Raw genomic sequence first — 24,491 nt, forward strand, 5'->3', positions numbered from 1 at the left:
CAATATCTGGCGTCTTGGTTGTGACCATGAGTGCATCCGCTGATCTGCTGAAAGAGCTCCGCATCGACCGCAATCGTCCGCCCGAGCGCTCCGGCCCGGGTCGTGGCCTGTTCATCGGCATCGCCGTGCTGATTCTCGTCGTACTCGGCATCGCCGCCTGGGCGATGTTCGGCCGCAACGGCGGCCCCCGCGTGGAAACCGCCACGGTCACCGCGATCGGCGGCGGCAACGGCGCCGGCGCCTCGGTGCTCGATGCCTCCGGCTATGTGGTCGCGCGGCGCATGGCCACGGTCTCGGCCAAGATCACCGGCAAGGTCCGCGAGGTCATGATCGAGGAAGGCCAGCGCGTCGAGGAAGGCCAGATCATGGCGACGCTCGACCCGATCGACGCCAACGCCCAGCGCGAGCTCAGCGCCGCCCAGCTCGGCGCGGCGCAGAGCGAGACCGCGCGCGTGCAGGCGCAGCTCACCGAGGCCGAAGCCAACGCCAGGCGCCTGGCGACGCTCGCCGGCCAGCAGCTCGTGTCCAAGTCGCAATACGACCAGGCCGTGGCCACGCGCGATGCACTGCGTGCGCAACTGCTGACCGCGCAGCGCAACGTCAAGGTCTCCGGTGACGGCTTGCGCATCGCCGACATCGGCGTCGACAACACCATCGTGCGCGCGCCGTTCTCCGGCGTGGTCACCGCCAAGGCCGCCCAGCCCGGCGAAATCGTATCGCCGCTGTCGGCCGGCGGCGGCTTCACCCGCACCGGCATCGGCACCATCGTCGACATGGATTCGCTGGAGATCGAGGTCGACGTCGGCGAAGCCTTCATCGGCCGCGTGCAGCCCAAGATGCCGGTCGAGGCCGTGCTCAACGCCTACCCCGATTGGAAGATCCCGGCCGAGGTGATCGCGATCATCCCGACCGCCGACCGCGGCAAGGCCACGGTCAAGGTGCGCGTGGCGATCAAGAACCGCGACCCGCGCATCGTCCCGGACATGGGCGTGCGGGTGAGCTTCCTGGAGGCGGCCAAGCCGGCCCAGGCCGTCGCGCGCAAACCCAGCGCGATGGTGCCGGCCGCGGCCATCGTCCAACGCGACGGCAAGGACAACGTGTTCGTCGTCGCCGACGGCAAGGTCGCGCAGACCGCGGTGACCCTGGGCCGCAAGCTCGGCGAAGACCAGGAAGTGACCCAGGGCCTGAGCGGCGGCGAGACCGTCGTGCTCGCCCCGCCGGATTCGCTCGCCGACGGCGGCCCGGTGCGTGTCGAAAACGACGCCCCCGGTTCGTCGGATAGCAAAGACTGAGCGAGCGCGAGCCGCTCGCCTGCCGAATCCGCCTGCCAAATCCGCGAGCGGCGCCGCCTCCGGCGCCCTCGCTCCTTCACCGATCCACGTTCGAGGAAGTCGAAGATGGACACCCTGGTTTCGATCAACAACCTCACCAAGACCTATCAGCGCGGCCCGGAAAAGGTCGAAGTGCTGCACGGCATCAACCTGGACATCGCCAAGGGCGATTTCGTCGCCCTGATGGGACCGTCGGGTTCGGGCAAGACCACCTTGCTCAATCTGATCGGCGGCCTCGACAACCCCAGCGGCGGCGAGATCTCGATCGAAGGCGAGCGCATCGACCGCATGAGCTCCGGCCAGCTGTCGCAGTGGCGCAGCCGCCACGTCGGCTTCGTGTTCCAGTTCTACAACCTGATGCCGGCCTTGAGCGCGCAGAAGAACGTCGAATTGCCGTTGCTGCTGACCCCGCTCAACGGCGCCCAGCGCAAGCGCAACGCCGAGATCGCCCTGACCCTGGTCGGCCTGGCCGACCGCGGCAAGCACCGCCCGAACGAACTGTCCGGCGGCCAGCAGCAGCGCGTGGCGATCGCACGCGCGATCGTCTCCGACCCGACCTTGCTGATCTGCGACGAACCGACCGGCGACCTCGACCGGCATGCGGCCGAGGAGATCCTCAATCTGCTGCAGCTGCTCAACCGCGAACACGGCAAGACCATCGTGATGGTGACCCACGATCCGAAGGCGGCCGAATATGCCACCCACACCCTGCATCTCGACAAGGGCACCCTGGTCGAGCAGCAGTCGCACGCGGCCTGAGCCGGGAGCGGCCCTCATGAAATATTTCCATCTGATCTGGGCGGAGCTGATGCGTCGCAAGACGCGCACGCTGCTGACCCTGCTGTCGATCATCGCCGCGTTCCTGCTGTTCGGCCTGCTCGACGGCGTGCGCGAGAGTTTCGAGCAAGCCGGCAACAGCGCCAACGGCGCCAAGCGCCTGCAGACCGGCTCGCGCCTGTCCTTCATCCAACCGCTGCCGATGTCGCTCAACGACCGCATCGGGCTGGTGCCGGGCGTCAGCCAGGTGTCGTACGCGAACTGGTTCGGCGGCGCCTACCAGGACCCGCACAACCAGATCTTCAGCTTCGCGGTGGCGCCGAACTACCTCGACCTGTATCCGGAAATCGCCGTCGACAAGGCGCAGCGCAAAGCCTTCGAGGCCACCCGCACCGGCGTGCTGGTCGGCGAAGGCCTGATGAAGCGCTTCAACTGGAAGGTCGGGCAAAAACTGCCGCTGCAATCGACGATCTTCCCGAATCGCGACGGCAGCAAGAACTGGATCTTCGACATCTCCGGGGTGATCTCGGCCACCGACAAGAAATCCGGGGCCTGGTTCGACCAGATGATCCTGCTGCACTGGAAGTACTTCGACGATTCCACGCCGTACAACACCGGCCAGGTCGGCTGGTACGTCACCGAGGTCAAGGACGTCAACCAGGCCGACCGTATCGCCAAGGCCATCGACGCGATCTCGGCCAACTCCGATCACGAGTCCAAGACCCAGACCGAAGCCGCAGCCTCGGCCAGCTGGATGAAGCAGATGGCCGACATCGGCCTGATCGTCGGTTCGATCATGGGCGCGGTGTTCTTCACCTTGGTTCTGCTGACCGGCAACACCATGGCCCAGGCGGTGCGCGAGCGCACCTCCGAGCTGGCGGTGTTGAAGACGATCGGCTTTTCCAGCCACAGCGTGCTGTGGCTGGTGTTGGCCGAATCGGTGCTGCTGATGTTGATCGGCGGCGTCGTCGGCGTGGCCATCGCCGGCGTGCTCGGCCCGATCGTCAGCACCGCCAGCGGCGGCGCGATCAGCGTGCCGCCGATCGGCCTCAACAGTTGGTCGCTGGGCCTTGGCCTGATGATCGCCATCGGCCTGCTGGTCGGCGCCTTGCCGGCGATCCGGGCGATGCGCCTGAACATCGTCGATGCATTGGCCGGACGCTGAGGAGACTACTGAAATGATCAACAGATTCTTGCGCTTCCTCATGCGCTTCGCGCTTCGGGCCATGCGCTGGCTCGTCTGCTCGCTGGTCGGCCTGGCCCTATTCGCACCGCCGTTCGCGATCGACCAGATGTCGGTGAAGCTGACCAAAGGCGCGTTAAACACCCATGGACTGGTCTATCCGGCCATCTACATCGTCATCGCCGCCTTGTGGAACATCCTCGCTCCCGAAGCGGCGGAAAGTTTTCGCAAATGGCGCAATGGCTCCGGATTTGTGCGGCAATTGGCCCGTTATCCGATACGTATCGCCTCTTTCCTGGCGGGCACGGCGGCAATCCTGTTCGTGCTGCGCTACAACAGCATGTTCGCCAATCTCGTGTTAGCTGCGATCGCCCTCGTGTTCCTACTGTGGCTGGTGTTGTTCGAGCGAGGCCGTCAGGCCATAGCGGTAGCGAAAATCGGCATCAGCACGCTAACGCAACGTTTGGGTTCGTCTTCCGTCGTCGTGATCGGCATCGCCGGCGTCACTGCGGTGCTGATCGCGATGTTGTCGATGGCCGAGGGCTATCAGCAGACGCTGCGCCGCACCGGCAGCGACGACAGCGTCATCGTGCTGCGCGGTGCGTCGGCGGCCGAGGTGATGTCTACCCTCAGCCTGGACAGCATCAACGTCATCGCGCAGGCGCCGGGCATCGCCCGCAGCGCCGACGGCCGCCCGCTGGCTTCGGCCGAGACGGTGGTCGCGGCGAACCTGCCGATCAAGGGCGGTGCGCCCGACGAGGACGGCAGCGTGCAGTTGCGCGGCGTCGGCGACCGCGCCTTCGACGTGCGCCCGCAGCTGAAGATCGTGGAAGGCCGCAAGTTCGAATCCGGCAAACGCGAAGTCGTGGTCGGCAGCGGCGCGGTGCGCCAGTTCACCGGCATGCAGGTCGGCAAGCAGATCCGTCTCGGCAGCGAACTGTGGACCGTGGTCGGCGTGTTCCGTTCCGGCGACGCGATGGATTCGGAGCTGTGGGCCGATGCGGAAATGGTCGCCTCGACCTACCGCCGCGGCGCTTCGCGCAATTCGGTCATCGCCAAGCTCAGCGACGCCAAACAGTTCAAGAGCTTCAAGGCGGCCCTGGCCGGCGATCCGCGCTTGCAGGTCGACACCACGACCACCGCCGAATACTTCGCCAAGCAATCCGAAACCATGACCAAGGTGATCCGGGTGATCGGCATCGTGGTCGGCTCGATCATGGCGATCGGCGCCGTGTTCGGCGCGCTCAACACCATGTTCGCCACCGTGGCGACGCGGGCGCGCGAGATCGCGACCCTGCGCGCGATCGGCTTCCGCGGCGTGCCGGTGGTGGTGGCGGTGATGCTGGAAACGATGTTGCTGGCCTTGCTCGGCGGAGTGATCGGCGGCGCCTTGGCGTGGCTGATCTTCAACGGCTACACCGCCTCGACCATCGCCGGCGGCGTCGGCCAGCTGACCTTCGATTTCCGCGTCACCGGCGAACTGCTGTGGAGCGGCCTGAAGTGGGCGCTGGCGATCGGCTTCGTCGGCGGCCTGTTCCCGGCGTTGCGCGCCGCCAACCTGCCGGTGACTTCGGCCCTGCGCGCACTGTGAGGGATCGCACGGCGGGCCCCTCGGCGACGATGGGCCCGCCGCTTTTGCCGGATTGACCGGTGCGCTAGCGTAGGCGCCGGCGCATGGAAGCCGAGCCGTAATGAACGCAACGATCCGCCGACGTTTTTACCGTGTCCTCAGCATCGTGCTCGGCGCGATCGCCCTGCCGCTCGCCTTCAACGAGCAAGGCCTGTCGCCGCAGCACCCGCCCTGGCTCACTCTGGCGCTGTTGCTGGCATGCCTGGCCGGCCTCTGCGCCAGCGTCGTTGCGGTATATCGCATCGACCGTCGCGAAGACGATCACCTGCACCGTTCGACCCGCGAGGCACTGGGCACTGGTTCGGTGCGCGGTATCGCCCATCATCCACGCACGACCTTGTGGTGGCTGACCGGGGCGAGTGCGGCGACGGCTCTGCTCGCCTGGGTAGCCTGGGGCCCCGGCCATTACGGCGCATCGGCAATGCTCGGCGCGCTCGCGGCGCTGCTGGCGGGCAGTGCGTTCGTGCTGCGGCGTATCAACCGGGCCGAGCTCGAGTTGCGCATCGACGCCGCCGGCATCCATTGCCCCGATTTCGGCCTGATCGTCTGGCACGACGTAGTCGGATTGCGGCGCTATCGCGACGACCGGTTCGAGGTGCCGCGCGAAGGCCTGCAGGTCTGCCTGAGCGCGCCCGGCCGCTACCTCGCCCGGCTGCCGGCCTGGCAACAGGATCTGCTTTCCTTCGACGGCGCCTCGGCGCGGCGCTACGCACCAGTGCTGCTGTTTCTCGATCGCTATCGAATGCCGGTCGACACCGCCTATACGACGGCCTTGTCGCTGCGCCGGCGGGTGCCGGCGCCGTTCGTCGACGACTGGGAACCGCAGATGGACGATGCCGAGGTCGCCGAGTACCTGCTCGCGCGCGCTCCGGCCCTCGCATCGACGCACCAGGCGAATGCGCCTGCGTTTACGCCTGCGCTGATCGATGCCAACGGCGATGCGACGGCCGCCGCGCCCGACTTCGCGCGACGTCTGCAGGCGCAGCAAGAGGCCGCCGCGCTCGCGACGGTTTCGCAGCGCCGCCAGCAGGTTCGCCAGCGCACGCGCCAACGGCGCTGGCATGAAGGCGCGCTCGGCCGCGGCCTGCTCGCAACCGCAATAGTGACGGCGTACGTACTGGCGAAGGCGTTCTCGGAGGGTTTGATCGGCTGAGAGCGGGCGCACGGCGGCGGCGCTGTCCGTGGGTTGCTCGCGACTCAGAAGCGAGGGAGGGCGATGTGTGCACTGTCGGCTTCGCAAGGCGCTGTCGCTGAAGAGACTGCCCGCATCCAGCGAACTGGGATCGCCTCGCACATCTCAAGCTGTTGCAGCGACCCCCACCCGCCGCGAGCGCAGCACGCCCTCGCCGGCGAAGATCATCAGACCGACCCAGATGATGACGAAACCGATCGCGCGCTCGGCGTTGAACGGTTCGCGCAGGATCAGCACGCCGATCAGGAACTGCAGGGTCGGGGCGACGTACTGCAGCAGGCCGATCGCGGTCAGCGACACGCGCCGCACCGCATAGGCGAAGCCGATCAGCGGCAGCGCGGTCAGCGCACCGGCGACCACCAGCAGCAGCGCGGTACCGAGCCCCCAGCCGCCGATGAAGCTGCCTTGCCCGTGGGTTTCGCCCCAGAACATCAGGGCCAGCGCCGGCAAGAACAGATAGACGTTCTCGACGCCGAGGCCGGTCACCGCCTCGACCGCGACCAGCTTGCGGATCAATCCGTACAAGGCGAACGACACCGCCAGGCCGATGGCGATCAGCGGCGGCCGGCCGTACTCGAAGGTCAGCCAGGCCACGCCGGCGAAGGCGAAGGCGATTGCGATCCACTGCGCCGTGCGCAGGCGCTCGCCGAGGAAGACCACGCCGAGCATCACGCTGACCAGCGGGCCGATGAAATACCCCAGGCTGGTCTCGATCACATGCCCGGCGTTGACCGCCCAGATGTAGAGGCCCCAGTTGAAGGCGATTAAGGCGCCGCTGACGCCGAGCATGGCGGCCTTGCGCGGCTGGCGCAGGACCTCGCGCAGCCAATGCCGGCCCAAGGTCCAGCCGAGCCAGGCGGCGACCAGCAAGGTGCTCCAGACGACGCGATGGGCGACGATCTGCAGCGACGGCACCGCCTTGAGCAGATGCCAGTACAGCGGCATCAGGCCCCACAGGACGAACGAGGCGACCGCGATCCACAGTCCGCGGCGGTCGGTGGCAGCATTCATGCGCGTGTTTCCTTTTCCGCCGGTGCGCCGGGCTCGATCGCATCGATCGCGTCGATTCTGCTTTCCACGAGCTTGGGCACGGCCGGCTTGGCCGCGCGGGCGCGGGCCAGGGTGATGATGACGACGCCGACCAGGATCACCGCCATGGCGCCGAGGTCGTGCGAGGTGAAACGTTCGCCGGCGAGCAAGGCGCCGAACAGCACCGCGATCGGCGGGTTGACGTAGGCGTAGCTGGTCGCCAGCGCCGGGCGCACGTGGTGCAGCAGCCAGATGTAAGCGGTGAAACCGAAGATCGAACCGGCGACGACCAGGTACAGCATCGCGCCGGTGGCGGCCCAGGTCGGCATCGCGGTGATGCGCTCGCCGGTCACGACCGCGGCACCGAGCATCCAGATGCTGCCGGTCAGCATCTGCGCGCTCGCGGCCATGAACGGCGACGGCAGGTCCTGGTCGCGGCTCCAGATCGAACCCCAGGCCCAGGCGATCGGCGCGACGGTCAGGCACACCAAGCCGAGGATCGAGGCCGACAGCTTGCTGCCGGCGTTGAGCCAGATCACCCCGAGGAAACCGATCGCCAGGCCGATCCACTCGATCTTCGAGGGATGGCGCCCGCGCAACATGGCGAACACGCCGGCGAACAACGGCATCGAGGCGACCGCGATCGCGGCCAAGCCGGAATCGACCTCGGTCTCGGCCAGGTTCACCAAACCGTTGGACAACAGCACCATCCAGATCGACAGCAGCCATAGGGTGCGCCACTGCTTGCGGCTCGGCGGGGCGACGCCGCGCCAACGCAAGACCGCATACATGATCGCGCCGGCGAGGAACATGCGGCCGGCGCCGAGCAGGAACGGCGGATAGCTTTCGAGGGCGAAACGGATCGCCAGGTAGGTCGATCCCCACAGCACATAGACCGACCCCAAAGCGAAGGCGACCGCGAGGGCGCCAGGGGCCAGTCGTTCAGCGGTCGGTGAAACGGCGCTCATGACGCGGATTCCGGGGGAAGAGCAACAGCGGAGGGACGGACGACGCGGGTCGGCCGGTGGTGACGTGCATTCGGGTCGAAACGGCGAGGAGCGAAAACACCGGCGTCGCGATCTCGACGATCGCGCCGCCTTCGATCAGGGATGCGGCCCGTAACGCGACACCGCCGTCCTGCGGCTGCCTACGTCGCGGCGACGCGGATCGTCGAATACGTCGATCACCACGAAGCCGGCCTTGCGCATCATTCCGGCCGAACCTTGGTTTTCCTCGTGGCGCTCGACGTAGATCTCGATCAAACCCATTTGCAACAGGCGCGAGACCGCCGCCTTCAACAATCGAGTGCCGAGTCCTTGTCCGCGATGACCGCGGTGCACTACGACTTCGCCGACATGACCCTGCCATTCGATCTCGCGACCGGACGGCTGGTAGCGATGAAAGGCATCGCTCGGCTCAAATGTGACGACGGCCACGATTTCTCCGTCGTGCAAAGCGACGACCGCCTGCGTTCTTCCTCGCCGGATCGCCGACAGATGTGCGGCGAGCTCGACGTCGGGCAGGAAATTCCAGGGATTGGGGCCGTGTTCGCGGATCAGCGCGAGAATCTCGCCGACCTGCTCGGGCATAGCGGCTTGCATCACGTACCGGGACATCCCGGGGGCGTCCGTATCGAATAGGTCGGGGGAGCGATCCCGCACATAAAAATTCCTCATGCGACGGGATCGTGAATAGCGTATCGATGTCAGTCAAATTGCGGTTGAATATTTGCCCGCATCAACGCAAAAATCTTGCATGAGCACCCCACCCCTGGTTTTGGACGAGTTCGACCACAAGCTGCTCGAACTGCTGCAGCGCGACGCTTCGGCGACCCTGAGCGAGCTCGGCGACGCCATCGGGCTGTCGCCGAGCGCGGTACAGCGGCGCATGACCCGCTACCGCCAGGAAGGCCTGATGCGCCAGGTGGCGGTGCTCGACCCGCTGTCGCTCGGCAGCACCCTGGCCGCGGTCTGGGTCACGATGGAGCGCGAGTCGGCCGAACGCCATGCGGCCTTCCACGCCCGCGTGCGCGCCGCGCCCGAGGTCCAGCAGTGCTACACCCTGGCCGGCGAGTGGGATTACCTGGTGATCCTGGCCACGACCGGGGTCTCGCACTGCCGCCAGGTGGTCGACCGCCTGTTCCTCGACGAAGGCAACATCAAGCGCTACGACACCCACCTGGTGTTCGACGTGGTCAAGCACGGCCTGGAACTACCGACGCGCGATGCGCCGCGGGCCGCACGCAAGCGGAGGGGCTGAGCCCAGCGGCGGCGCCGCTGGGCGGGAATCGGGAATGGGGAGTCGGGAATCGTAGAGGCACGAGCTCGGCAATCGCTTTTTACGATTCCCGACTCCCCATTCCCGATTCCCGCTTCTCAGGCCGCCCGCTCGCGCTGCAGCAGGCGCTCCTTGAGCGGCAGGCCCCAGCGGTAGCCGCCGAGCGAACCGTCGCCGCGCACCACGCGGTGGCAGGGCACGACCACGGCGACGCGGTTGTTGGCGCAAGCCTGCGCCACCGCGCGCGCGCCACGCGGCGCACCGACCTGTTCGGCGATCTGCGCATAGCTGCGGGTCTGCCCGGCCGGAATCTTCATCAGCGCGTCCCAGACCTTCTTCTGGAAGGCGGTGCCGATCAGGTCCAGCGGCACGGCATGGCCCTGCCCGCCCAGGGTATCGGCGACCGCGCGCAAACGCGGGGCCAGGAATTCGTCGCGGCCGGCATCGACGCGCTCCAACAGCGCCTGCGGGAACTCGCTGCGCAATTTGGCCTCCAGCGCCTGCGGGTCGTCGCCGAGCTCGACCATGCAGATGCCGCGCGCGGTGGTGGCAACCAGGGCGGTGCCGATCGCGGTCGGCGCCAGGCTCCAGCGGATCTGCTCGCCGGCGCCGCCGGCGCGGTAACGCCCCGGGGTCATGCCGAGCTTGGCCGCGCCGCTTTCGTAGACCCGCGACGGCGAGCCGTAGCCGGCGTCGTACAAGGCGGCGCTGACGTCGTGGCCTTCGCGCAACGCCGAACGCAGGCTGCCGAGCTTGCGTTGCGCCAGGTACTCGGCCGGGCTCAGGCCGAAGCGCGCGCTGAAACGCCGCTGCAGGTGCGAGGGGCTGAGGCCGACGGTCTCGGCCAGTTCGGTCAGGGAAGGCTCGCCGCCATCGAGCAGCGCGCGGGCCTGTTCGAGCTTGTCGTTGTGGGGTTTGCTGTTCATAGCCGACAGACTAGGCCTCGTGCCGCGGCCTCGCTATCCGGATCTTGCGCGGCGCCGGGTCGGATTTTCGGCCGTGGTTCATCGGGGCGGAAGAAGCAGCCGATGACCCGGCCTGGCGCGGCGAGACGAGACGGTCGCTACGCGGTCGCGGCACGTGAGCGAAGGAAATCCCGCTGAGACGCCGCTCCTGCCCTTCAGCTTCGGGGGCTATCGCTTTACCCGCGACACAAAGAAAAAGCGCGCCACACGGGCGCGCTTTTCGTTTCGCGATGCGGAACCCGGCTCAGTCGGCCCAGTGCCCCGGCATGGTCGCGGTCGGCAATACCTGCGCCGACAGCTGGCGGTCGTTGTTGAGCAGGCGCACCGCGTCGGCCAGGATCGAAGCCGACTCGCGCAACAGCGGGTCCGGACGCTTCTCGGCCAGCTTCTCGCGCGCCGCATCCTTGGCGATATCGCGCTCGGCGGCGGCCAGGCCGTCGTCGTTGGCGTCGTCGGCCAGCGGATCGAGCTCCAGGCCCAGTTGCTTGCGTTCGGCCTGGCGCTGCTTACGCTTGGCGTCGTCGCGGTCGCGCTCGGCGCGGCGCTCGGCCTCGTTGAGCGAGATCCACTTCTTGGCGCGCTCTTCGCGGAACTGAGCGACGTCCTGCGACCACCACTGGAACTCCTTGTCGCCGGCGATACGGCTGCTGTGCAGCGTCTCCAGCTTGGGCAGCAGCGGTGCGAAGTTGCCGTAGCTGGTGTGCGGCACGGCGGCGATCTTGGTCCACGGCAGGGCGTTGTCGTAGGTGCTCTCGCCGTACTCGGTGGCGTCGACCGACACCGGGAACGCCAGGTCGGGCACCACGCCCTTGTTCTGGGTCGAGCCGCCGCTGACGCGGAAGAATTGGGCGATGGTCAGCTTGACCTGGCCGAAGCGCGGACCTTCGTTGGCCGGCCAGCGGTCGAGATCGACCAGGTTCTGCACCGTGCCCTTGCCGAAGGTGGTCTCGCCGATGACCAGGCCACGGCCGTAGTCCTGGATCGCGCCGGCGAAGATCTCCGAGGCCGAAGCCGAGCCGCGGTTGATCAACACCGCGAGCGGGCCTTCCCAGGCGATGCCGGTGTCGCTGTCGCCTTCGACGCTGACGCGGCCGCCGGATTCGCGCACCTGCACCACCGGGCCGCGGTCGATGAACAGACCGGTGAGTTCGATCGCTTCGTTGAGCGAACCGCCGCCGTTGTTGCGCAGGTCGAGGACCACGCCGTCGACCTTGTCGCCGCGCAGCTTGGTCAGCAGCTTGGCGACGTCGCGGGTGGCCGAGGCGTAGTCGTTGGCGTTCTTGCGGCGGCCTTCGAAGTCCTGGTAGAAGCCCGGCAGCTTGATCACGCCGATGCGCTTGGCCGGTGCGTCGCCGGCGGCGGGGATGTCGATGACCTCGGACTTGGCGGCCTGGTCTTCCAGGCGCACCTTGTCGCGCACCAGCACGATGCGGTTGGGCTTGCTGTCCAGGCCCGACTCGGCCGGCACCACGTCCAGGCGCACCTTGGTGCCCTTGGCGCCGCGGATCTTGGCGACCACATCGTCGATGCGCCAGCCGATCACGTCTTCCATCGCACCGCTGTCGCCCTGGCCCACGCCGACGATGCGGTCGCCGGCCTTGAGCAGGTTGCTGCGCGCGGCCGGGCCGCCCGGGATCACTTCGCGGATCGCGACCACGTCGTCCTGCTTCTGCAGTTGCGCGCCGATGCCGTCGAGCGACAACGACATGGTCATGTTGAAGTTGTCGGCCGACTTCGGCGTCAGGTAATCGGTATGCGGATCGATCGCGTTGGCGTAGCTGTTGACGAAGGTCTGGAAGACGTCTTCGCCCTTGAGCTCGGCGATGCCCTTGGCCATGTTGGCGTAGCGCTTGTCGAGGGTCTTGGCGATGTCTTCGGGCTTCTTGCCGGCCAGCTTCAGGCGCAGCCAGTCGTTGCGCACCGACTGCTTCCACAGCGCATCGAGCGCGGCGGTGTCGGCGACCCAGGGCGCGTCCTTGCGGTCGTAGTCGTAGCGGTCGTTGCCGGTGAACTCGAAACCGGCGGGCTGCTTGAGCAGGCCGCGCGCGTAGGCGACGCGTTCGTCGACGCGCTGCTTGTAGGTGGCGAAGATCGCGTAGGCCGGCGACAGGTCGCCGCTCTTGATCGCGTCGTCGAGCTTGTTCTTGCTGGCGTCGAAGCGGGCGATGTCGACGGCGCTGAAGAACTGCTTGCCGCCGTCCAGCGATTCGAGATAGCGCTTGTACATATCGGCCGACAGCGCATCGTCGAGCGCGCGCGGCCGGTAGGCGTAGCGGCTGTCGGACAACAAACCGTAGACGAGTTTCGCCGCCGTGGTCTGGTCCGCGGTCGGCGCGCTCGGCAATGCCGTGGACGCCTTGGGAGCGCTGACTGCGTCGGGCCGCGCCAGCAGCGCCAGCGGAGCGGTCAGCAGGAAGCCTGCTAGCAGGGTAACGGCACGCTTGTTCTTGAGGGTCATCGCGAAGTCTTCTCGGCCAAGAGGGCCGATATCTAGGATGTAGCGGCTTTGGACAAGACCACAGTGCCGAAAGTTGCCGGCCCTGTCACGTCCGCAACGCGCGATTAAGCGTTACCGGCGTGAAAGCGGTTCAGTTTGAGCGTGATCGGCGTTAGCGAGTCGTTATCGCGGCCGGCAAACGCCTGTTTCGGCGTTCATGTCGGGCCGTCCCGGCCGTCGCGGCGGGACGAGACCGTGCCACTGGAGCAGCCTTGCGCGAAGCAACGGCGCCGGTCGCTGCGACCGGATACCAGCCGCCGGCGATGTCGGCCGGCCGGCTTTGCGCGGGCCGGCGTTCGAGGCGGCCCTGCGGCTGCCATGCGGCTCGGGCGAGCCGGGAAGGATCAGACCGCGGCGCGGTCGGTCCAGTCGTTCGAGGTCTCGGCGAAGCCGGCTTCGATCGCCTGGCGGTCGGCATGGTACGAGGAACGCACCAGCGGGCCCGAAGCGACGTGGGTGAAGCCCAGCGACAGACCGTAGACCTCGAGTTCCTTGAACTCTTCCGGGGTCCAGTAACGCAGCACCGGGTGGTGGTGCGCGGTCGGCTGCAGGTACTGGCCGATGGTGATCATGTCGACGTCGTGCGCGCGCAAGTCGCGCAGGGTCGACTGCACCTGCTCCATGGTCTCGCCGAGGCCGAGCATGATCCCGGACTTGGTCGCGACCTGCGGATGCTGGGCCTTGAACTTCTGCAGCAGGGTCAGCGACCACTGGTAGTCGGCGCCGGGGCGGACATTGGTGTACAGGTCCGGCACCGTCTCGACGTTGTGGTTGAACACGTCCGGCGGATTGGTGTCGAGGATGTCCAGCGCGCGCTCCATGCGGCCCTTGCCGCGGAAGTCGGGCGTGAGGATCTCGATCTTGGTGCGCGGGCTCTCGCTGCGGACCGCGGCGATGCAGTCGACGAAATGCTGGGCGCCGCCGTCGCGCAGGTCGTCGCGGTCGACGCTGGTGATGACCACGTATTTCAGGCCCATGTCGGCGACGGTGCGCGCCAGGTTGGCCGGCTCGCTCGCATCCGGCGGCTTCGGCCGGCCGTGGGCGACGTCGCAGAACGAGCAGCGGCGCGTGCAGACCTCGCCGAGGATCATGAAGGTCGCAGTGCCGTGGCTGAAGCACTCGTGGATGTTCGGGCAGCTGGCTTCTTCGCAGACAGTGACCAGGCGGTTCTCGCGCAGCTTCGCCTTGAGCTGGGCGACCGAATTGCCCGAGGGGATACGCACCCGGATCCACGAGGGCTTGCGCAGCGCCGGCACGTCGGCGAACTGCACCGGCGAGCGGCTGATCTTGTCGCTGCCGATCTGCTTGGCGCCGGGCGTCATGGTGGTCGACTCCAGCACCGCCGGCACGAGCGCCTCGGGCGCGCCGCCGCTGACGACGGTGAGCGGGATGGACTTGGAGACGGGGTTGGTCATGACGTTGCTTCGACTCTTGGCTGTTGAATCCCTCGCCCGCGAGCGAGAGAAGGCTGGGGCGAGGGCATGGCTACCGCGAGTCGCGGCGGCTGGCGGATAGGCGCGCCCTCATCCGCCCTGCGGAAATCAAAAGCTCAACGGCGCCGCATCCTCGACGGTCAGTCCGAACTGGCGCGCAAGCTGCGCGACCAGCACCGGCTTGACCTGATCCAGGCCCGAGGGGCCGCCCAAGTCTACCACCGAGGTCACCTGCAACCCCTGGTAACCACAGGGATTGATGCGCCGATACGGCTCCAGGTCCATGGCGATATTGAAGGCCAGGCCGTGGAAGGTGCAGCCGCGGCGGACCCGGATGCCCAGGGCCATGACCTTGGCCCCGGCCACGTAGACGCCGGGGGCGCCGTCGCGGCGGGCGCCCTCGATGTTCCACTCGGCCAGGGTGTCGATCACCGCCTGCTCGATGCGGTCGACGTACTCGCGTACGCCCACCTTGAGGCGGCGCAGGTCCAACAGCGGGTACAGCACGATCTGGCCGGGGCCGTGATAGGTCACCTGGCCGCCGCGATCTACGTGGATCACCGGGATATCGCCCGGCATCAGCACGTGTTCGTCCTTGCCGGCCTGGCCGAGGGTGAACACCGGCTCGTGCTCGACCAGCCACAGTTCGTCGGGGGTGTCGGCGTCGCGGGCGTCGGTGAAGGCCTGCATCGCGCGCCAGACCGGTTCGTAGGGCTGGCGGCCGAGGTCGCGCAACTGTGCGCGCGGCGGCGCGCCTACGCCGCCGAGCACGGCGGCGACGGCGTCGATTACAGCGTCCACTTCACTTCCGGATGCTCGCGCAGGACCTGATGGGCCAGGTCGTACTGCTCGCGATTCTCGGCGCGAAAGCTCAACCGTACCGACACGTATTTGCCGGTCGAGGAATGCTTCCACTGGATGGTTTCGGTTTCCACGCTGATCCCGGCCTGGAACAACAGCTGCGGCAGTTCGCGCTCCAGGCCGGCGTCGGCCGCTCCCATCGCGCTGAGCTCGAACGAGCCGGGAAACTGGAAGCCGTGGTCGGGGTTGTCGGAATGAATGTCCATGGGCGCCATTATGGGTCCGCTGGCGGGGCAACCCAAGCGCAGGGATGGGACGGCGGCGTGCCGGGGGTGGAACGGCTGGCGCGGCCTGAATCGGGCCTGGCGATGCGAGGTGGCCCGCATGGAAACCCATGCGTCCACCTTGCTGTGGCGCCATCCGGGCTGCCAAATTCAGCAAGGCCGCTGCAACGACAGTGCATGGCCCGCTACTGCTCCGCAGCCGCTCGCTCCCCTCGTCCCCGCGATGCGGCCCTGCCCCCGAACGGATTCACGACACGACATGCCAGCGCCTCACGCCACGCAGGAAGCCTCGACCGATCGCCTGCTCCTGGTCCTCGATCTCGACGAAACCCTGGTCCATGCCAGCGAAGTCGAACTCGATCGCGCCGCGGATTTTCGCGCACTGAGCTACCACGTCTATCGGCGTCCGCACGCCGAGCGCTTCATCGCGTATGCCCTGGCGAACTTCGACGTCGGCGTGTGGACGTCGTCCGGGCGCTTTTATGCCGAAGCGGTCGTCGCGGCCTTGTTCCCGCCGCAGTCGCTGCGCTTCGTCTGGTCGAGCGAACGCTGCTCGATCAGCCGCGACTGGACCACCGGCGAATACCTCAACCGCAAACGGCTGAAGAAGCTCAAGCGCGACGGCTATCGCCTCGAACGCATGCTGGCCATCGACGACACCGCGAGCAAGCACGCCTATAACTACGGCAACCTGGTCTGCGTACGCGAGTACCTGGGCGAGGACGAGAGCGATGACGAGTTGCTGCGGCTGATGGCTTACCTGGATCGCCTGGCGCACGAGCCGAACGTGCGCACGATCGAGAAGCGGCGTTGGCGCGAGCGGCTGTCGCTGGCGATGCCCTAGCCGCAACGCAGCCGCGTGTCGGCGATGATGAACTGAACAGGGATTCCGAGCCCGGCCGAACCGTGGACAATGACCGCGAATCGCGCGCGCCGTCGTTCTCACCCGATGAGTGTCGAGTGGGTTATCAAAGCAATTGCAGTCGAAAAAATCAGGAAGGACGCGCCATGCCCGCCAGCCAATCCGTCGCCCTGCCCTTGCGGGGCCAGTTCCGCAGTCTTTACACCTCGCTCAAGCGCGCTCGTCTGTTGGAACGCACGCCGGTGATCTTCTGTGAAGGCGATTCGTGGTTCTCCACGCCTCTGGCGATGAACCTGCTCGACTGGATCGTCTCGCCGGCCCCGGAGGACGAGGAGCGCGGCATACCGCTGCTCGGCCAGGGCGGCCTGTTCTTCCGCGCCGAGCACAGCGGCGACCACGCCTCGCGCAACGAGGACCATCCCAAGCGCTCGATGTTCGTGCCCGAGAACATCGAGGACATCATCGGCTGGTACGGCAGATTCGAGTTCGACCTGATCCTGCTCAGCGCCGGCGGCAACGATTTCGTCGACCAGTTTCTCAAGCGCACCTTCGCCGGCCAACAGAATCTCTCCGCCGAAGCCGCGTTCCAGCGCGTGCTCGACACCGGCAAATACGAGAAGGTCCGCCAGGCCTATGCGCTGTTCGTGCAGGCGGCGCTGGCGGCCCGGCCGAATGCGCCGATCCTCGCCCATAGCTACGACTATCCGCAGCTGGTCGGGCGGCCCGGTGCGCTGACGCCGGGCAATATCGGCGTCGCCGCGCTGCTCAAGAAGAGCGTCGGGCCCTGGATCGGGCCGCACATCAACGCCATCGTCCATGCCGACCCGGCCAAGACCCCGGACGAGCGCCGGCGCTTCGGACGCATGCTCATCGACGGCTTCGAGAAGCACGTGCTGCGCGAGCTCAAGCACGATGCGCGCTTCGCCGGGCGCTTCGATTACGTCGACCTGCGCGGCACGCTGTCCGCCGAAAGCCAGTGGTTCGACGAAATGCATCCCAGCGAAGCCGGCTTCCACGCCTTGGCGACGAAGTTCCGCAGCGCGATCATCGCCAAGCTGCCGCTCGCCAAGCGATAGCTTTCGATCCTGCGGCGCCGCCTCCGTGGCGCCCCAGCGCGCACCGATGCCTAACGCTCGAGACCGCGCGGGCCGCGACCTCGCGGCCCCGCCCGTCTTCACAAATCCCCCTGCGAAACGCTTAACACGGTGCCGCACCGGCATGGGCCGGTGCACGCGATCCCGTGTGGCGAGGGCCGGACGACTCGCCTCGACGTCACCCGCTATGTTCGCAGGAAGATTGCTCATGAAGAACGTGTTCTTTGGCCTCGGTCTCGAGTACGAAAAAGGCATCCATGCCCGTGTCGCCTTGGGCCGCGACGGTCGCATCATCGAAGTCCACGAATCGGCCGACGCCAACGGCCTGAACTATTGCAGCGGCCGGCTCAGGCAGATGGCGATCGAATGGGACGACAGCGTGGCGTTCGGCGAAGGCGCCGAGCCGGGCATCGCCATCGAGGGCCGGGTCATGGTCGAGGTGCATCGCGCGGCCGGCGGATCGGACCTGTATTGCCGCATCGGCGTATGGGACGAGGACGGCATCGTCTTCGGCGAGAGCGTCAAATACGCCAGCGGCGAAGCCCCCTGCGTGGCGATGAACCGGCAGGCCATCGTCGAGGTTCACGAATCGTCCTGGAACGCCAAGATCTGGTGCAACCTGGGCCGGCTGGACGAGGACACCGACTCGATCGTCTGGCAGGGCAATACCTATCTGGATGCCGGCATCCAGCCCGGCATCGCGATCAACGCCCAGAACGACGTGGTGATGGTGCGCGGCAACACCTCGGACTCCGATCTGCACTACCGCGTCGGCAAACTCGGCCTCAACGGAATCAGCTGGGGGCCACCGACTCTCTATGGCGCCGGCAGCCACGCCTCGGTCGCGCTGACCCCGGAAGGCGAGGTCATCGTCGTCTACGAAAACACCGACGAGAAGACCGTGCTGCAGCGGTTCGGCAGGATCCGCGGCAAGAGCATCGACTGGGCCGGCGAAGCGGTGTACTTCGACGACGGCGCCCGGCCCAGCGTCGCCTGCAACGGCGGCATGGCGATCCAGGTGCACCAATCGGAAAACTTCAATGCGTTGTGGGCGTCGACCTCGCGCGTCGCCGACCGCTCGCGCTGGATGCAGGACAATCTGCGCGTGCTCGGCGATCTCACCCTGCCGTGGCTGACCACCGGCGCCTCGCACGACGCCGGCATGTACCAGCACGGCCTGCTGATGTCGCTCGGCAAGACCCAGAACCTCGATCTGTACCAACAGCTCAGCAACGGCATCCGCTACTTCGACCTGCGGCCCAAGTGGGACGGCAGCGCGCTCTACGTCAGCCACGGACCGATCACCGGGCCGGCCTTGGCGGAAATCGTCGACGACGTCAGGCGCTTCATGAACGAAGGCAACCGCGAGCTGGTCATCCTGAAGTTCTCGCACTACGCCAAGTTCACCGACGGGATCTACGAGCAACTCGTCGAGATGCTGCAGGACAAGCTCGGCCGCTGGCTGTTCCAGAACCTCCCGCAGGGCGCACGCCTGTCGGATATCCCGCTGGGCGAGTACCTGCGCCAGTCCGGCGTGGTCCTGGTCGTCTGCGACGAGGACTATCCCGTCGACATCCCCGCCGCCGGCATCTGGGTGTATCGCGATTCCGACTCGCCCACGGCCGAGCTCGGCGATCTGCGCATGTACGACAAGTACTCGAACACGACCAGCTACGACACCATGAGCACCGACCAGATCGCCAAGTTCCAGGCCTACGACGGCACCTGCGTCGACCGCCCCGAACTGCCCTGCGATCAGTTCCTGTTGTCGTGGACGCTGACGCCGCCGACCGGCGTGTGGCTGCTGTCGAAGGAGGCCAACCGCAACCTGGGCGCGGCGATGGCCGCCCTGCCCCGCGAGAACGCCAGCGGCCGCGTGATCAATCAGCTCTACGTCGATTACGCCGAGTATTCGCGCGCCACCGACGTGGCGATGTCGATGAACAGGATCCCGTGATCGGCGCAACCGCGCGTCGCAGCACCAGGCCCCAAACGCGACGAGCCGGCAATGCCGGCTCGTCGTTTCAACTCGTGCGGGATCGCTGGAAGCGATCGGTCACTCCGACTCCCACCACATCCAGAACTCGTCCCACAGGCGCTTGAAGAAACCGCCTTCCTCGACCGCGGCGATGGCGACCAGCGGCCGCTGGGCGACGACCTTGCCGTCGAGCATGACCTTGACCGTGCCGAGGGCCTGGCCCTTCTTGATCGGCGCGACCAGCGTCTTGGGCACGTCGATACTCGGCTTGAGCTGGGCGTACTTGCCGCGCGGCACGCTGACCAGCATCGGCTCGGCGACGCCGAACTGCACCTCGTCGGCCTGGCCCTTCCAGACCTTCTGCTTGGCGATCACCTTGCCGGTGTCGTAAAGCTTGTGGGTTTCGTAGAAACGGAAGCCCCAGTTGAGCAGCGCCTGGCTGTCGGTCGCGCGCTGGGCTTCGGAGGTCGAGCCCATCACCACCGAGATCAGGCGCTGGTCGCCGCGCTGGGCCGAGGCCATCAGGCAGTAACCGGCCTTGGAATGGTGACCGGTCTTGATGCCGTCGACCGTGGAATCGCGCCACAGCAGCAGGTTGCGGTTGGGCTGGGTGATCGGCCCGACCTTGAGTTCCTTGATCTTGTTGTACGAGTACGCGACCGGGAAATCGTGAATCAGGGCGCGGCCGAGCAAGGCCAGGTCGTGCGCGGTCGAGTAATGGTTCGGATCCGACAGGCCGTGCGGATTGACGAAGTGCGAGCCCTTCAGGCCGATGCGCGCGGCGTACTGGTTCATCAGCGCGGCGAAGGCGTCTTCGCTGCCGGCGACGTGTTCGGCCAGGGCGATCGCGGCGTCGTTGCCGGACTGCACCACCATGCCCTTTTCCATGTCGACCAGCGCCGCGGTCTTGTTGACTTCGAAGCCGGAGTAGCTGCCGTCGGTGGCCGCGCCGCCCTTGCGCCAGGCGTTCTCGGTCATCATCACCTGGTCGGTGTCCTTGACCTTGCCGCCGGCCATTTCGGCGGCAATCACATAACTGGTCATGACCTTGGTGATGCTGGCCGGCTCGACCCGGACGTCGGCGTCCTTGCTGGCCAGGATGTTGCCGCTGGCGGCATCCATGAGCACCCAGGCGGTGCCCTGGATCGCCGGCGGCGGCGGCACCGGCAAGGCGTCGCTGGCCGGTCGCGCGGCAGCCGGCGCGGCGGTCGCGGCGGCGGGCGTCTGCGCCCAGGCCGAGGCGGCGCCGACGGCGGTGGTGACCAGGAAGGCCGAGGTCAGCGCGGCGAAGGCGGCGGCGCGCGGGGTGAAGCGGACTTTCATCGTTGAACTACTCCGGGAGCCGGCGCTGCGCCGGTCAAGGTGTTGGGTGGTCTCCGGCGCGGCCGTCCTGGCGCCCGCCGCTGAAATTGCCGGAACCAGACGATCCTTCCGGTTCCGCGAAACCGTGCATCCTGCCTCAGATGCGCGGTCGCTGCAGCCGCCGGCGGCGCCGGGGGCGGCATGAATCGATCAATCGCGCACGCGCTGCGGCTGTCCGAACCCCAGACCGACGATACGCGCCGCAAGTTCCGGCGCGGCCGAGGCCTGCAGCGGGCCGACCCGCAAGCGCCAGACTTTCTGGCCGTTGGAGGCGTTGCCGTCGAGCAGGCGGGCGGCGCCGATGCCGGCCCCACGCAGCATCGACAGGGCCCGGTCGGCATTGCTGCGGGCCGAGAAACTGGCGACCTGCAGGGTCACGTCGCTGCCGCTGGGGGCGGCGTTGCCTTCGACCGCGGCGGCGACCACGGCCGCGGCCTTGGACGGGCTCGGCGGCGGCGGCGCGGCGGCGGGCGCCGGCAAAGTGGCCGCGGACGCGGCGGCGACGGCGGTCGCGGGCGGCAGCTTGCCGGCCTTCTTGGCCGCCTTTTGCGCGGCGGTCAGGGCACGGGCCTGCTCTTTCTGCTGCTTGGCCATGGCGCGTTGCTCGGCCCGGGTCAGCGGCTTCGGCGGGGCGATGTCGGCGCCCTTGCCGGTGGCGACCCGGACCTGGCGCGACTTCATCCAGGTGTCGAACTCGTCGGCCGTCATCGACTTGCCGTTCTGCATCATGTCGAAGCGGTAGTCGTTGCCCGGCAGCAACTTGCCGCCGGAAGCGGCGGACGGCTTGGCCGCGGCGACGGTGGTCGCCGGCTTGGCTGCGACAGCGGATGCGGCGGGCTTGCCGGTCGCGACCGTGGTCTTGACCGCGGCGCTGGCGGGCGCGCTGGCGAGCGTGGCCGGCTTGCCGGTGGCGATGCGCACGCCCGGCGGCAGTTCGCCGGCATTGGCGCTGGCGATCGGCATGGCTGAGACCAGCCGGTCGATCGCCGACGGCGAGCTCGGCTTGGCCGCGGCCGGCGGCGGGTTGTTGGCGGCGCTGGCGTAGACCGGCGGCGCGGCATCGCCCGGGTGCAGCGCGCGCACCTCGACCCGGCCGGTGCCGCGCTGGGTGATGCCGAGCTTGACCGCGGCGGCGTAGCTGAGGTCGATCACGCGGCCGTCGTGGAACGGGCCGCGGTCGTTGACGCGCACGGTCACCGACTTGCCGTTGTCGAGGTTGGTGACGCGGGCGAAGCTCGGCAGCGGCAACGACTTGTGCGCGGCGGTGAAGGCGTACATGTCGTACACCTCCAGGTTGGAGGTGCGCCGGCCGTGGAATTTCTGGCCGTAGTAAGAGGCCGTGCCGCGCTCGAGATAGTCCTCGTGCGAATCGAGCACCTTGTAGCTCTTGCCGAGCACCTTGTACGGCGAACGGTTGCCGAACTGCGAGCGCGCCTCGGCGACGACCTCGGGCTCGGGAATCGCGTCGACGTCGGGGATATAGGTCGGCGTGGTGTCGGACACGCCCGGCGCGTACAGGCCGCCGGCCTTGTAGTTGCCGCGCTTGCTCAGGTCTTCCTGGGCCGGCGCGTACGGCGACTTCTTGCGGCCGCCGTGCGACTGCGCCGACGGCAGGCCGCTGGCGTGGACGCGATCGCGCTCCGGCAGGGCCAAGGCCTCGGAGGAGCCTTTCTTCGGTGCGCTGGCGCAGGCGGCCAGGGCCAGCGGCAGGACGGCGGCGGCCAGTCGCCCGATCATCGCGATCGGCAGCCGCTTCGTGCCCGGCCCGCTCATGCCCCGCCTGTCCATGCATGCACCGCATTGGCCGCAGGAGCGTTGGCTGCGGGGGCCTTGCCGGCAGCGGCGTTGCCTGCCGGAGCGGCGGGCTGGGCCAGCACGGCGGGCGGAGTGGCGATATCGGTGGCCAAGGGATTCTCCCGTCCGGCGATCGCCTCGGCCAGCTGGTACACCGCCATCGCGTAGTGCTTGGAGATGTTGTAGCGGGTGATCGCGTAGAAGTTGCGGAAACCGAGCCAATACTCGGGACCGTTGACGCCGTCGAGGTTCAGCAGCGTCGCGGTCTCGGTCGGCGCCACCGTGCCCAGCGGACGATAGCCGCGCGCGGCCAGGTCGCTGAGCGAATACACCGGGTCCATGCTCTCGGGTACGAAATCCTGCGCGGTCGCGTCGCGGTTGGCGCGCACCGTCACCGGCCCGCCGCGCACCCAGCCGCCCTTCTTGACGAAGTAGTTGGCGACCGAGAAGAACACGTCGTCCAGGTCGGTGAACAGATTGCGCTTGCCGTCGGCGTTGCCGTCGACCGCGAACTCGCGATAGCTGGACGGCATGAACTGACCCCAGCCCATCGCCCCGGCGTAGCTGCCGATCAGGGTGGTGATGTCGATCTGCTCTTCCTTGCCGAGCGCGAACAACTGCGCCAGCTCGCCGCGGAAGAAGGCCTCGCGGCGGTTCTCGCGGTCGGCCTTGGCCGGGTCGCCGCTGCGCGGATAGGCGAACGCCAGGGTGTAGAGCGCATCGACCACCGAGTACTTGCCGGTGTTTTTGCCGAAGCTGGTTTCCACGCCGATGATCGAGACGATGATCTCGGCCGGCACGCCGGTCGCGGCCTCGACCCGCGCCAACTGGGCGCGGTGCTCGGCCAGGAAGGCCTGGCCGCCGTCGATGCGGGCCTGGGTGATGAAGATCGGGCGGTAGTCCCGCCACGGTTTGGCCTCGGCCGGGCGCGACATCGCCGCGACGATGCCCTCGCGGATCTGCGCCTTGGCCAGCACCGATTCGATGTAGACCGGATCGACGCCGTAGCGGCTGGCGGTATCGCGCACGAACTCGGCGCGCGCCTGCGCCAGCGGCATCGGCTTGACCGGCTCGGGCAGCGCGGGCGTGCCGACGACGGGCGTCGGCGCGGCGACCGGGGCCGGCGGTTTCGGTGCCGGGGCGGCCGCGAGGGTAGACGTCGGGATCGGCGGCGTCTGCGTGGCGCAGGCAGCCAGGGCGATCATGAGTGCGCAAAACAAGGCGCGACGGGCAGTTTGGCGTCGGGTCATCGCGGCGAGGTTAGCACGCGAAAGCGGGGCAAAAAACCTTGGGTTTGCGGGACTTAACCGATTTTATTCATGTCAGGTTGTCGAATCGGAAGCGGGCGGCGCGAGGCGACGGCGCCGCCCGCACCGTCATGCTCAACATGAATAGCGCTCGTCGAGACTGTCGTCTCGGCGCGGCTCATCCGAGCAAGGCGTTGCCGATGGTGAGGTGCAAGGCCGGTTGCGACTCGCGCGGCAGGCCGAGTTCCTCGCGCAGGTCGAGCAGCGCGGGACAGCGCACCTCGCACCAGACATAGCCCTGTGTTTCTTGTGGATACGGGTCGTAGTCGAAGGCTATCGTCGCCCCGTCCAAGCGTTTCCACGCCGCCGGTTTCGGCGGCGTTTCGCCGCGCACCACCGAGACATGCGTCCCCCACAACGGCGCCTGCAGGCTGCGCGTGCGGCGATGGCCGATCCAGAACTGCTGGCGCAGGTAGCGGCCGAGCTCGGGGTCGCCGTCCACGATCAGCCACCACAAGGTGCTGCCGCCGTCGCAGCGGGTGTGGCCACCGCGGCCCAATGGCGGGCTGTAGCGCAGAGTGCCGCTGGAGGGAAGCCAGATGGACGACATGCGATGGTCCACGAAAACAGGCATCAAAAACGATACCCGGATCTGCGCATGGTGATGCGCGCACTCAAACATCCGATGTGATCGAAGCCGTGCGCGACGGCCCGGGCCAGGACGCCGAGCGTACGCGCGTTGCTGGCGGAACCCG

General features: G+C 67.7%; 19 protein-coding genes and 2 pseudogenes. 9 read left to right on the forward strand and 12 right to left on the reverse strand.

All coding sequences use genetic code 11. From position 1 onward, the window contains the following. The first annotated feature begins 26 nt into the window (after positions 1-26). The 5 genes from EX88_RS0111045 to EX88_RS0111065 all read left to right on the forward strand — a co-directional run bounded on the left by EX88_RS0111045 (position 27) and on the right by EX88_RS0111065 (position 6,074). Entirely contained in the window at positions 27-1,292 is a 1,266-nt protein-coding gene (locus EX88_RS0111045; protein WP_051884959.1) for an efflux RND transporter periplasmic adaptor subunit, read from the forward strand. 105 nt (positions 1,293-1,397) lie between these two features. Continuing rightward, positions 1,398-2,090, forward strand: coding sequence for an ABC transporter ATP-binding protein (locus EX88_RS0111050; protein WP_031372051.1), 693 nt, complete (start codon positions 1,398-1,400; stop codon positions 2,088-2,090). Positions 2,091-2,106: 16 nt separating this feature from the next. After that, positions 2,107-3,273: an ABC transporter permease gene (locus EX88_RS0111055; RefSeq protein ID WP_031372052.1), complete on the forward strand. Its 1,167-nt coding sequence runs from the start codon at positions 2,107-2,109 to the stop codon at positions 3,271-3,273. A 358-nt stretch (positions 3,274-3,631) separates the two neighbouring features. Further along, the gene (locus EX88_RS0111060; RefSeq protein ID WP_051884986.1) at positions 3,632-4,882 is read left to right on the forward strand and encodes an ABC transporter permease; all 1,251 of its coding nucleotides are present in this window, start codon (positions 3,632-3,634) and stop codon (positions 4,880-4,882) included. A 100-nt stretch (positions 4,883-4,982) separates the two neighbouring features. Beyond that, positions 4,983-6,074 carry a hypothetical protein gene (locus EX88_RS0111065; RefSeq protein ID WP_031372054.1) on the forward strand — a complete coding sequence of 364 codons (1,092 nt, stop codon included), beginning with the start codon at positions 4,983-4,985 and terminating at the stop codon, positions 6,072-6,074. 144 nt (positions 6,075-6,218) lie between these two features. Here EX88_RS0111065 and rarD read toward each other — a convergent pair whose 3' ends face one another. The 3 genes and pseudogenes from rarD to EX88_RS0111080 form a co-directional block, all read right to left on the reverse strand. After that, positions 6,219-7,124, reverse strand: a complete 906-nt coding sequence (rarD, locus tag EX88_RS0111070; RefSeq protein ID WP_031372055.1) for an EamA family transporter RarD — start codon at positions 7,122-7,124, stop codon at positions 6,219-6,221. A gap of 95 nt (positions 7,125-7,219) precedes the next feature. After that, positions 7,220-8,110: pseudogene (gene yedA, locus EX88_RS0111075) on the reverse strand (drug/metabolite exporter YedA); the annotation flags it as partial. Positions 8,111-8,245: 135 nt separating this feature from the next. After that, positions 8,246-8,743, reverse strand: coding sequence for a GNAT family N-acetyltransferase (locus tag EX88_RS0111080; RefSeq protein WP_235186244.1), 498 nt, complete (start codon positions 8,741-8,743; stop codon positions 8,246-8,248). Positions 8,744-8,897: 154 nt separating this feature from the next. Here EX88_RS0111080 and EX88_RS0111085 point away from each other — a divergent pair, with 154 nt between their 5' ends. Further along, positions 8,898-9,401, forward strand: a complete 504-nt coding sequence (locus tag EX88_RS0111085) for an Lrp/AsnC family transcriptional regulator (protein ID WP_051884961.1) — start codon at positions 8,898-8,900, stop codon at positions 9,399-9,401. Between the two features lie 116 nt (positions 9,402-9,517). Here EX88_RS0111085 and EX88_RS0111090 read toward each other — a convergent pair whose 3' ends face one another. From EX88_RS0111090 to EX88_RS0111110, 5 genes are all read right to left on the reverse strand, one after another. After that, positions 9,518-10,345, reverse strand: a complete 828-nt coding sequence (locus EX88_RS0111090) for a bifunctional transcriptional activator/DNA repair enzyme AdaA (RefSeq protein ID WP_036148599.1) — start codon at positions 10,343-10,345, stop codon at positions 9,518-9,520. Positions 10,346-10,628: 283 nt separating this feature from the next. Beyond that, entirely contained in the window at positions 10,629-12,842 is a 2,214-nt protein-coding gene (locus tag EX88_RS0111095; RefSeq protein ID WP_036148601.1) for a carboxy terminal-processing peptidase, read from the reverse strand. A gap of 383 nt (positions 12,843-13,225) precedes the next feature. Further along, complete coding sequence (gene lipA, locus EX88_RS0111100; RefSeq protein WP_036148603.1) at positions 13,226-14,296, reverse strand: lipoyl synthase; 1,071 nt, start codon at positions 14,294-14,296, stop codon at positions 13,226-13,228. Positions 14,297-14,422: 126 nt separating this feature from the next. Beyond that, the gene (lipB, locus tag EX88_RS0111105) at positions 14,423-15,103 is read right to left on the reverse strand and encodes a lipoyl(octanoyl) transferase LipB (protein ID WP_031372062.1); all 681 of its coding nucleotides are present in this window, start codon (positions 15,101-15,103) and stop codon (positions 14,423-14,425) included. Continuing rightward, complete coding sequence (locus tag EX88_RS0111110; RefSeq protein WP_031372063.1) at positions 15,103-15,381, reverse strand: DUF493 family protein; 279 nt, start codon at positions 15,379-15,381, stop codon at positions 15,103-15,105. Before EX88_RS0111110 ends, lipB begins: the two co-directional genes overlap by 1 nt. Positions 15,382-15,658: 277 nt before the next feature. On the opposite strand from EX88_RS0111110, the gene EX88_RS0111115 reads away from it, so the two are divergent. From EX88_RS0111115 to EX88_RS0111125, 3 genes are all read left to right on the forward strand, one after another. After that, positions 15,659-16,243, forward strand: coding sequence for an HAD family hydrolase (locus tag EX88_RS0111115; protein ID WP_051884964.1), 585 nt, complete (start codon positions 15,659-15,661; stop codon positions 16,241-16,243). A gap of 164 nt (positions 16,244-16,407) precedes the next feature. Next, the gene (locus EX88_RS0111120; protein ID WP_031372065.1) at positions 16,408-17,337 is read left to right on the forward strand and encodes a hypothetical protein; all 930 of its coding nucleotides are present in this window, start codon (positions 16,408-16,410) and stop codon (positions 17,335-17,337) included. 226 nt (positions 17,338-17,563) lie between these two features. Beyond that, positions 17,564-19,312: a hypothetical protein gene (locus tag EX88_RS0111125; protein WP_031372066.1), complete on the forward strand. Its 1,749-nt coding sequence runs from the start codon at positions 17,564-17,566 to the stop codon at positions 19,310-19,312. A gap of 99 nt (positions 19,313-19,411) precedes the next feature. Here EX88_RS0111125 and EX88_RS0111130 read toward each other — a convergent pair whose 3' ends face one another. The 4 genes and pseudogenes from EX88_RS0111130 to EX88_RS0111145 all read right to left on the reverse strand — a co-directional run bounded on the left by EX88_RS0111130 (position 19,412) and on the right by EX88_RS0111145 (position 24,346). Continuing rightward, complete coding sequence (locus EX88_RS0111130; protein WP_036148605.1) at positions 19,412-20,656, reverse strand: D-alanyl-D-alanine carboxypeptidase family protein; 1,245 nt, start codon at positions 20,654-20,656, stop codon at positions 19,412-19,414. A 189-nt stretch (positions 20,657-20,845) separates the two neighbouring features. Further along, a complete protein-coding gene (locus EX88_RS0111135) occupies positions 20,846-22,468 on the reverse strand; it encodes a septal ring lytic transglycosylase RlpA family protein (protein ID WP_051884967.1) in 1,623 nt (540 codons plus the stop codon). Positions 22,469-22,596: 128 nt separating this feature from the next. After that, a pseudogene (gene mltB, locus EX88_RS0111140) lies at positions 22,597-23,739 on the reverse strand (lytic murein transglycosylase B); the annotation flags it as partial. Between the two features lie 175 nt (positions 23,740-23,914). After that, positions 23,915-24,346, reverse strand: coding sequence for a hypothetical protein (locus EX88_RS0111145; protein ID WP_031372070.1), 432 nt, complete (start codon positions 24,344-24,346; stop codon positions 23,915-23,917). Positions 24,347-24,491 lie beyond the last annotated feature (145 nt).

This window comes from Lysobacter antibioticus, assembly GCF_000731095.1.
GTDB classification, from domain to species: Bacteria; Pseudomonadota; Gammaproteobacteria; order Xanthomonadales; family Xanthomonadaceae; genus Lysobacter; species Lysobacter antibioticus_B.

Coding starts and splice junctions, on each gene's coding strand:
- EX88_RS0111045 (WP_051884959.1), top strand. CDS start 27: ATGAGTGCATCCGCTGATCTGCTGAAAGAGCTCCGCATCGACCGCAAT.
- EX88_RS0111050 (WP_031372051.1), top strand. CDS start 1,398: ATGGACACCCTGGTTTCGATCAACAACCTCACCAAGACCTATCAGCGC.
- EX88_RS0111055 (WP_031372052.1), top strand. CDS start 2,107: ATGAAATATTTCCATCTGATCTGGGCGGAGCTGATGCGTCGCAAGACG.
- EX88_RS0111060 (WP_051884986.1), top strand. CDS start 3,632: ATGTTCGCCAATCTCGTGTTAGCTGCGATCGCCCTCGTGTTCCTACTG.
- EX88_RS0111065 (WP_031372054.1), top strand. CDS start 4,983: ATGAACGCAACGATCCGCCGACGTTTTTACCGTGTCCTCAGCATCGTG.
- rarD (WP_031372055.1), bottom strand. CDS start 7,124: ATGAATGCTGCCACCGACCGCCGCGGACTGTGGATCGCGGTCGCCTCG.
- EX88_RS0111080 (WP_235186244.1), bottom strand. CDS start 8,743: ATGCAAGCCGCTATGCCCGAGCAGGTCGGCGAGATTCTCGCGCTGATC.
- EX88_RS0111085 (WP_051884961.1), top strand. CDS start 8,898: ATGAGCACCCCACCCCTGGTTTTGGACGAGTTCGACCACAAGCTGCTC.
- EX88_RS0111090 (WP_036148599.1), bottom strand. CDS start 10,345: ATGAACAGCAAACCCCACAACGACAAGCTCGAACAGGCCCGCGCGCTG.
- EX88_RS0111095 (WP_036148601.1), bottom strand. CDS start 12,842: ATGACCCTCAAGAACAAGCGTGCCGTTACCCTGCTAGCAGGCTTCCTG.
- lipA (WP_036148603.1), bottom strand. CDS start 14,296: ATGACCAACCCCGTCTCCAAGTCCATCCCGCTCACCGTCGTCAGCGGC.
- EX88_RS0111110 (WP_031372063.1), bottom strand. CDS start 15,381: ATGGACATTCATTCCGACAACCCCGACCACGGCTTCCAGTTTCCCGGC.
- EX88_RS0111115 (WP_051884964.1), top strand. CDS start 15,659: ATGCCAGCGCCTCACGCCACGCAGGAAGCCTCGACCGATCGCCTGCTC.
- EX88_RS0111120 (WP_031372065.1), top strand. CDS start 16,408: ATGCCCGCCAGCCAATCCGTCGCCCTGCCCTTGCGGGGCCAGTTCCGC.
- EX88_RS0111125 (WP_031372066.1), top strand. CDS start 17,564: ATGAAGAACGTGTTCTTTGGCCTCGGTCTCGAGTACGAAAAAGGCATC.
- EX88_RS0111130 (WP_036148605.1), bottom strand. CDS start 20,656: ATGAAAGTCCGCTTCACCCCGCGCGCCGCCGCCTTCGCCGCGCTGACC.
- EX88_RS0111135 (WP_051884967.1), bottom strand. CDS start 22,468: ATGAGCGGGCCGGGCACGAAGCGGCTGCCGATCGCGATGATCGGGCGA.
- EX88_RS0111145 (WP_031372070.1), bottom strand. CDS start 24,346: ATGTCGTCCATCTGGCTTCCCTCCAGCGGCACTCTGCGCTACAGCCCG.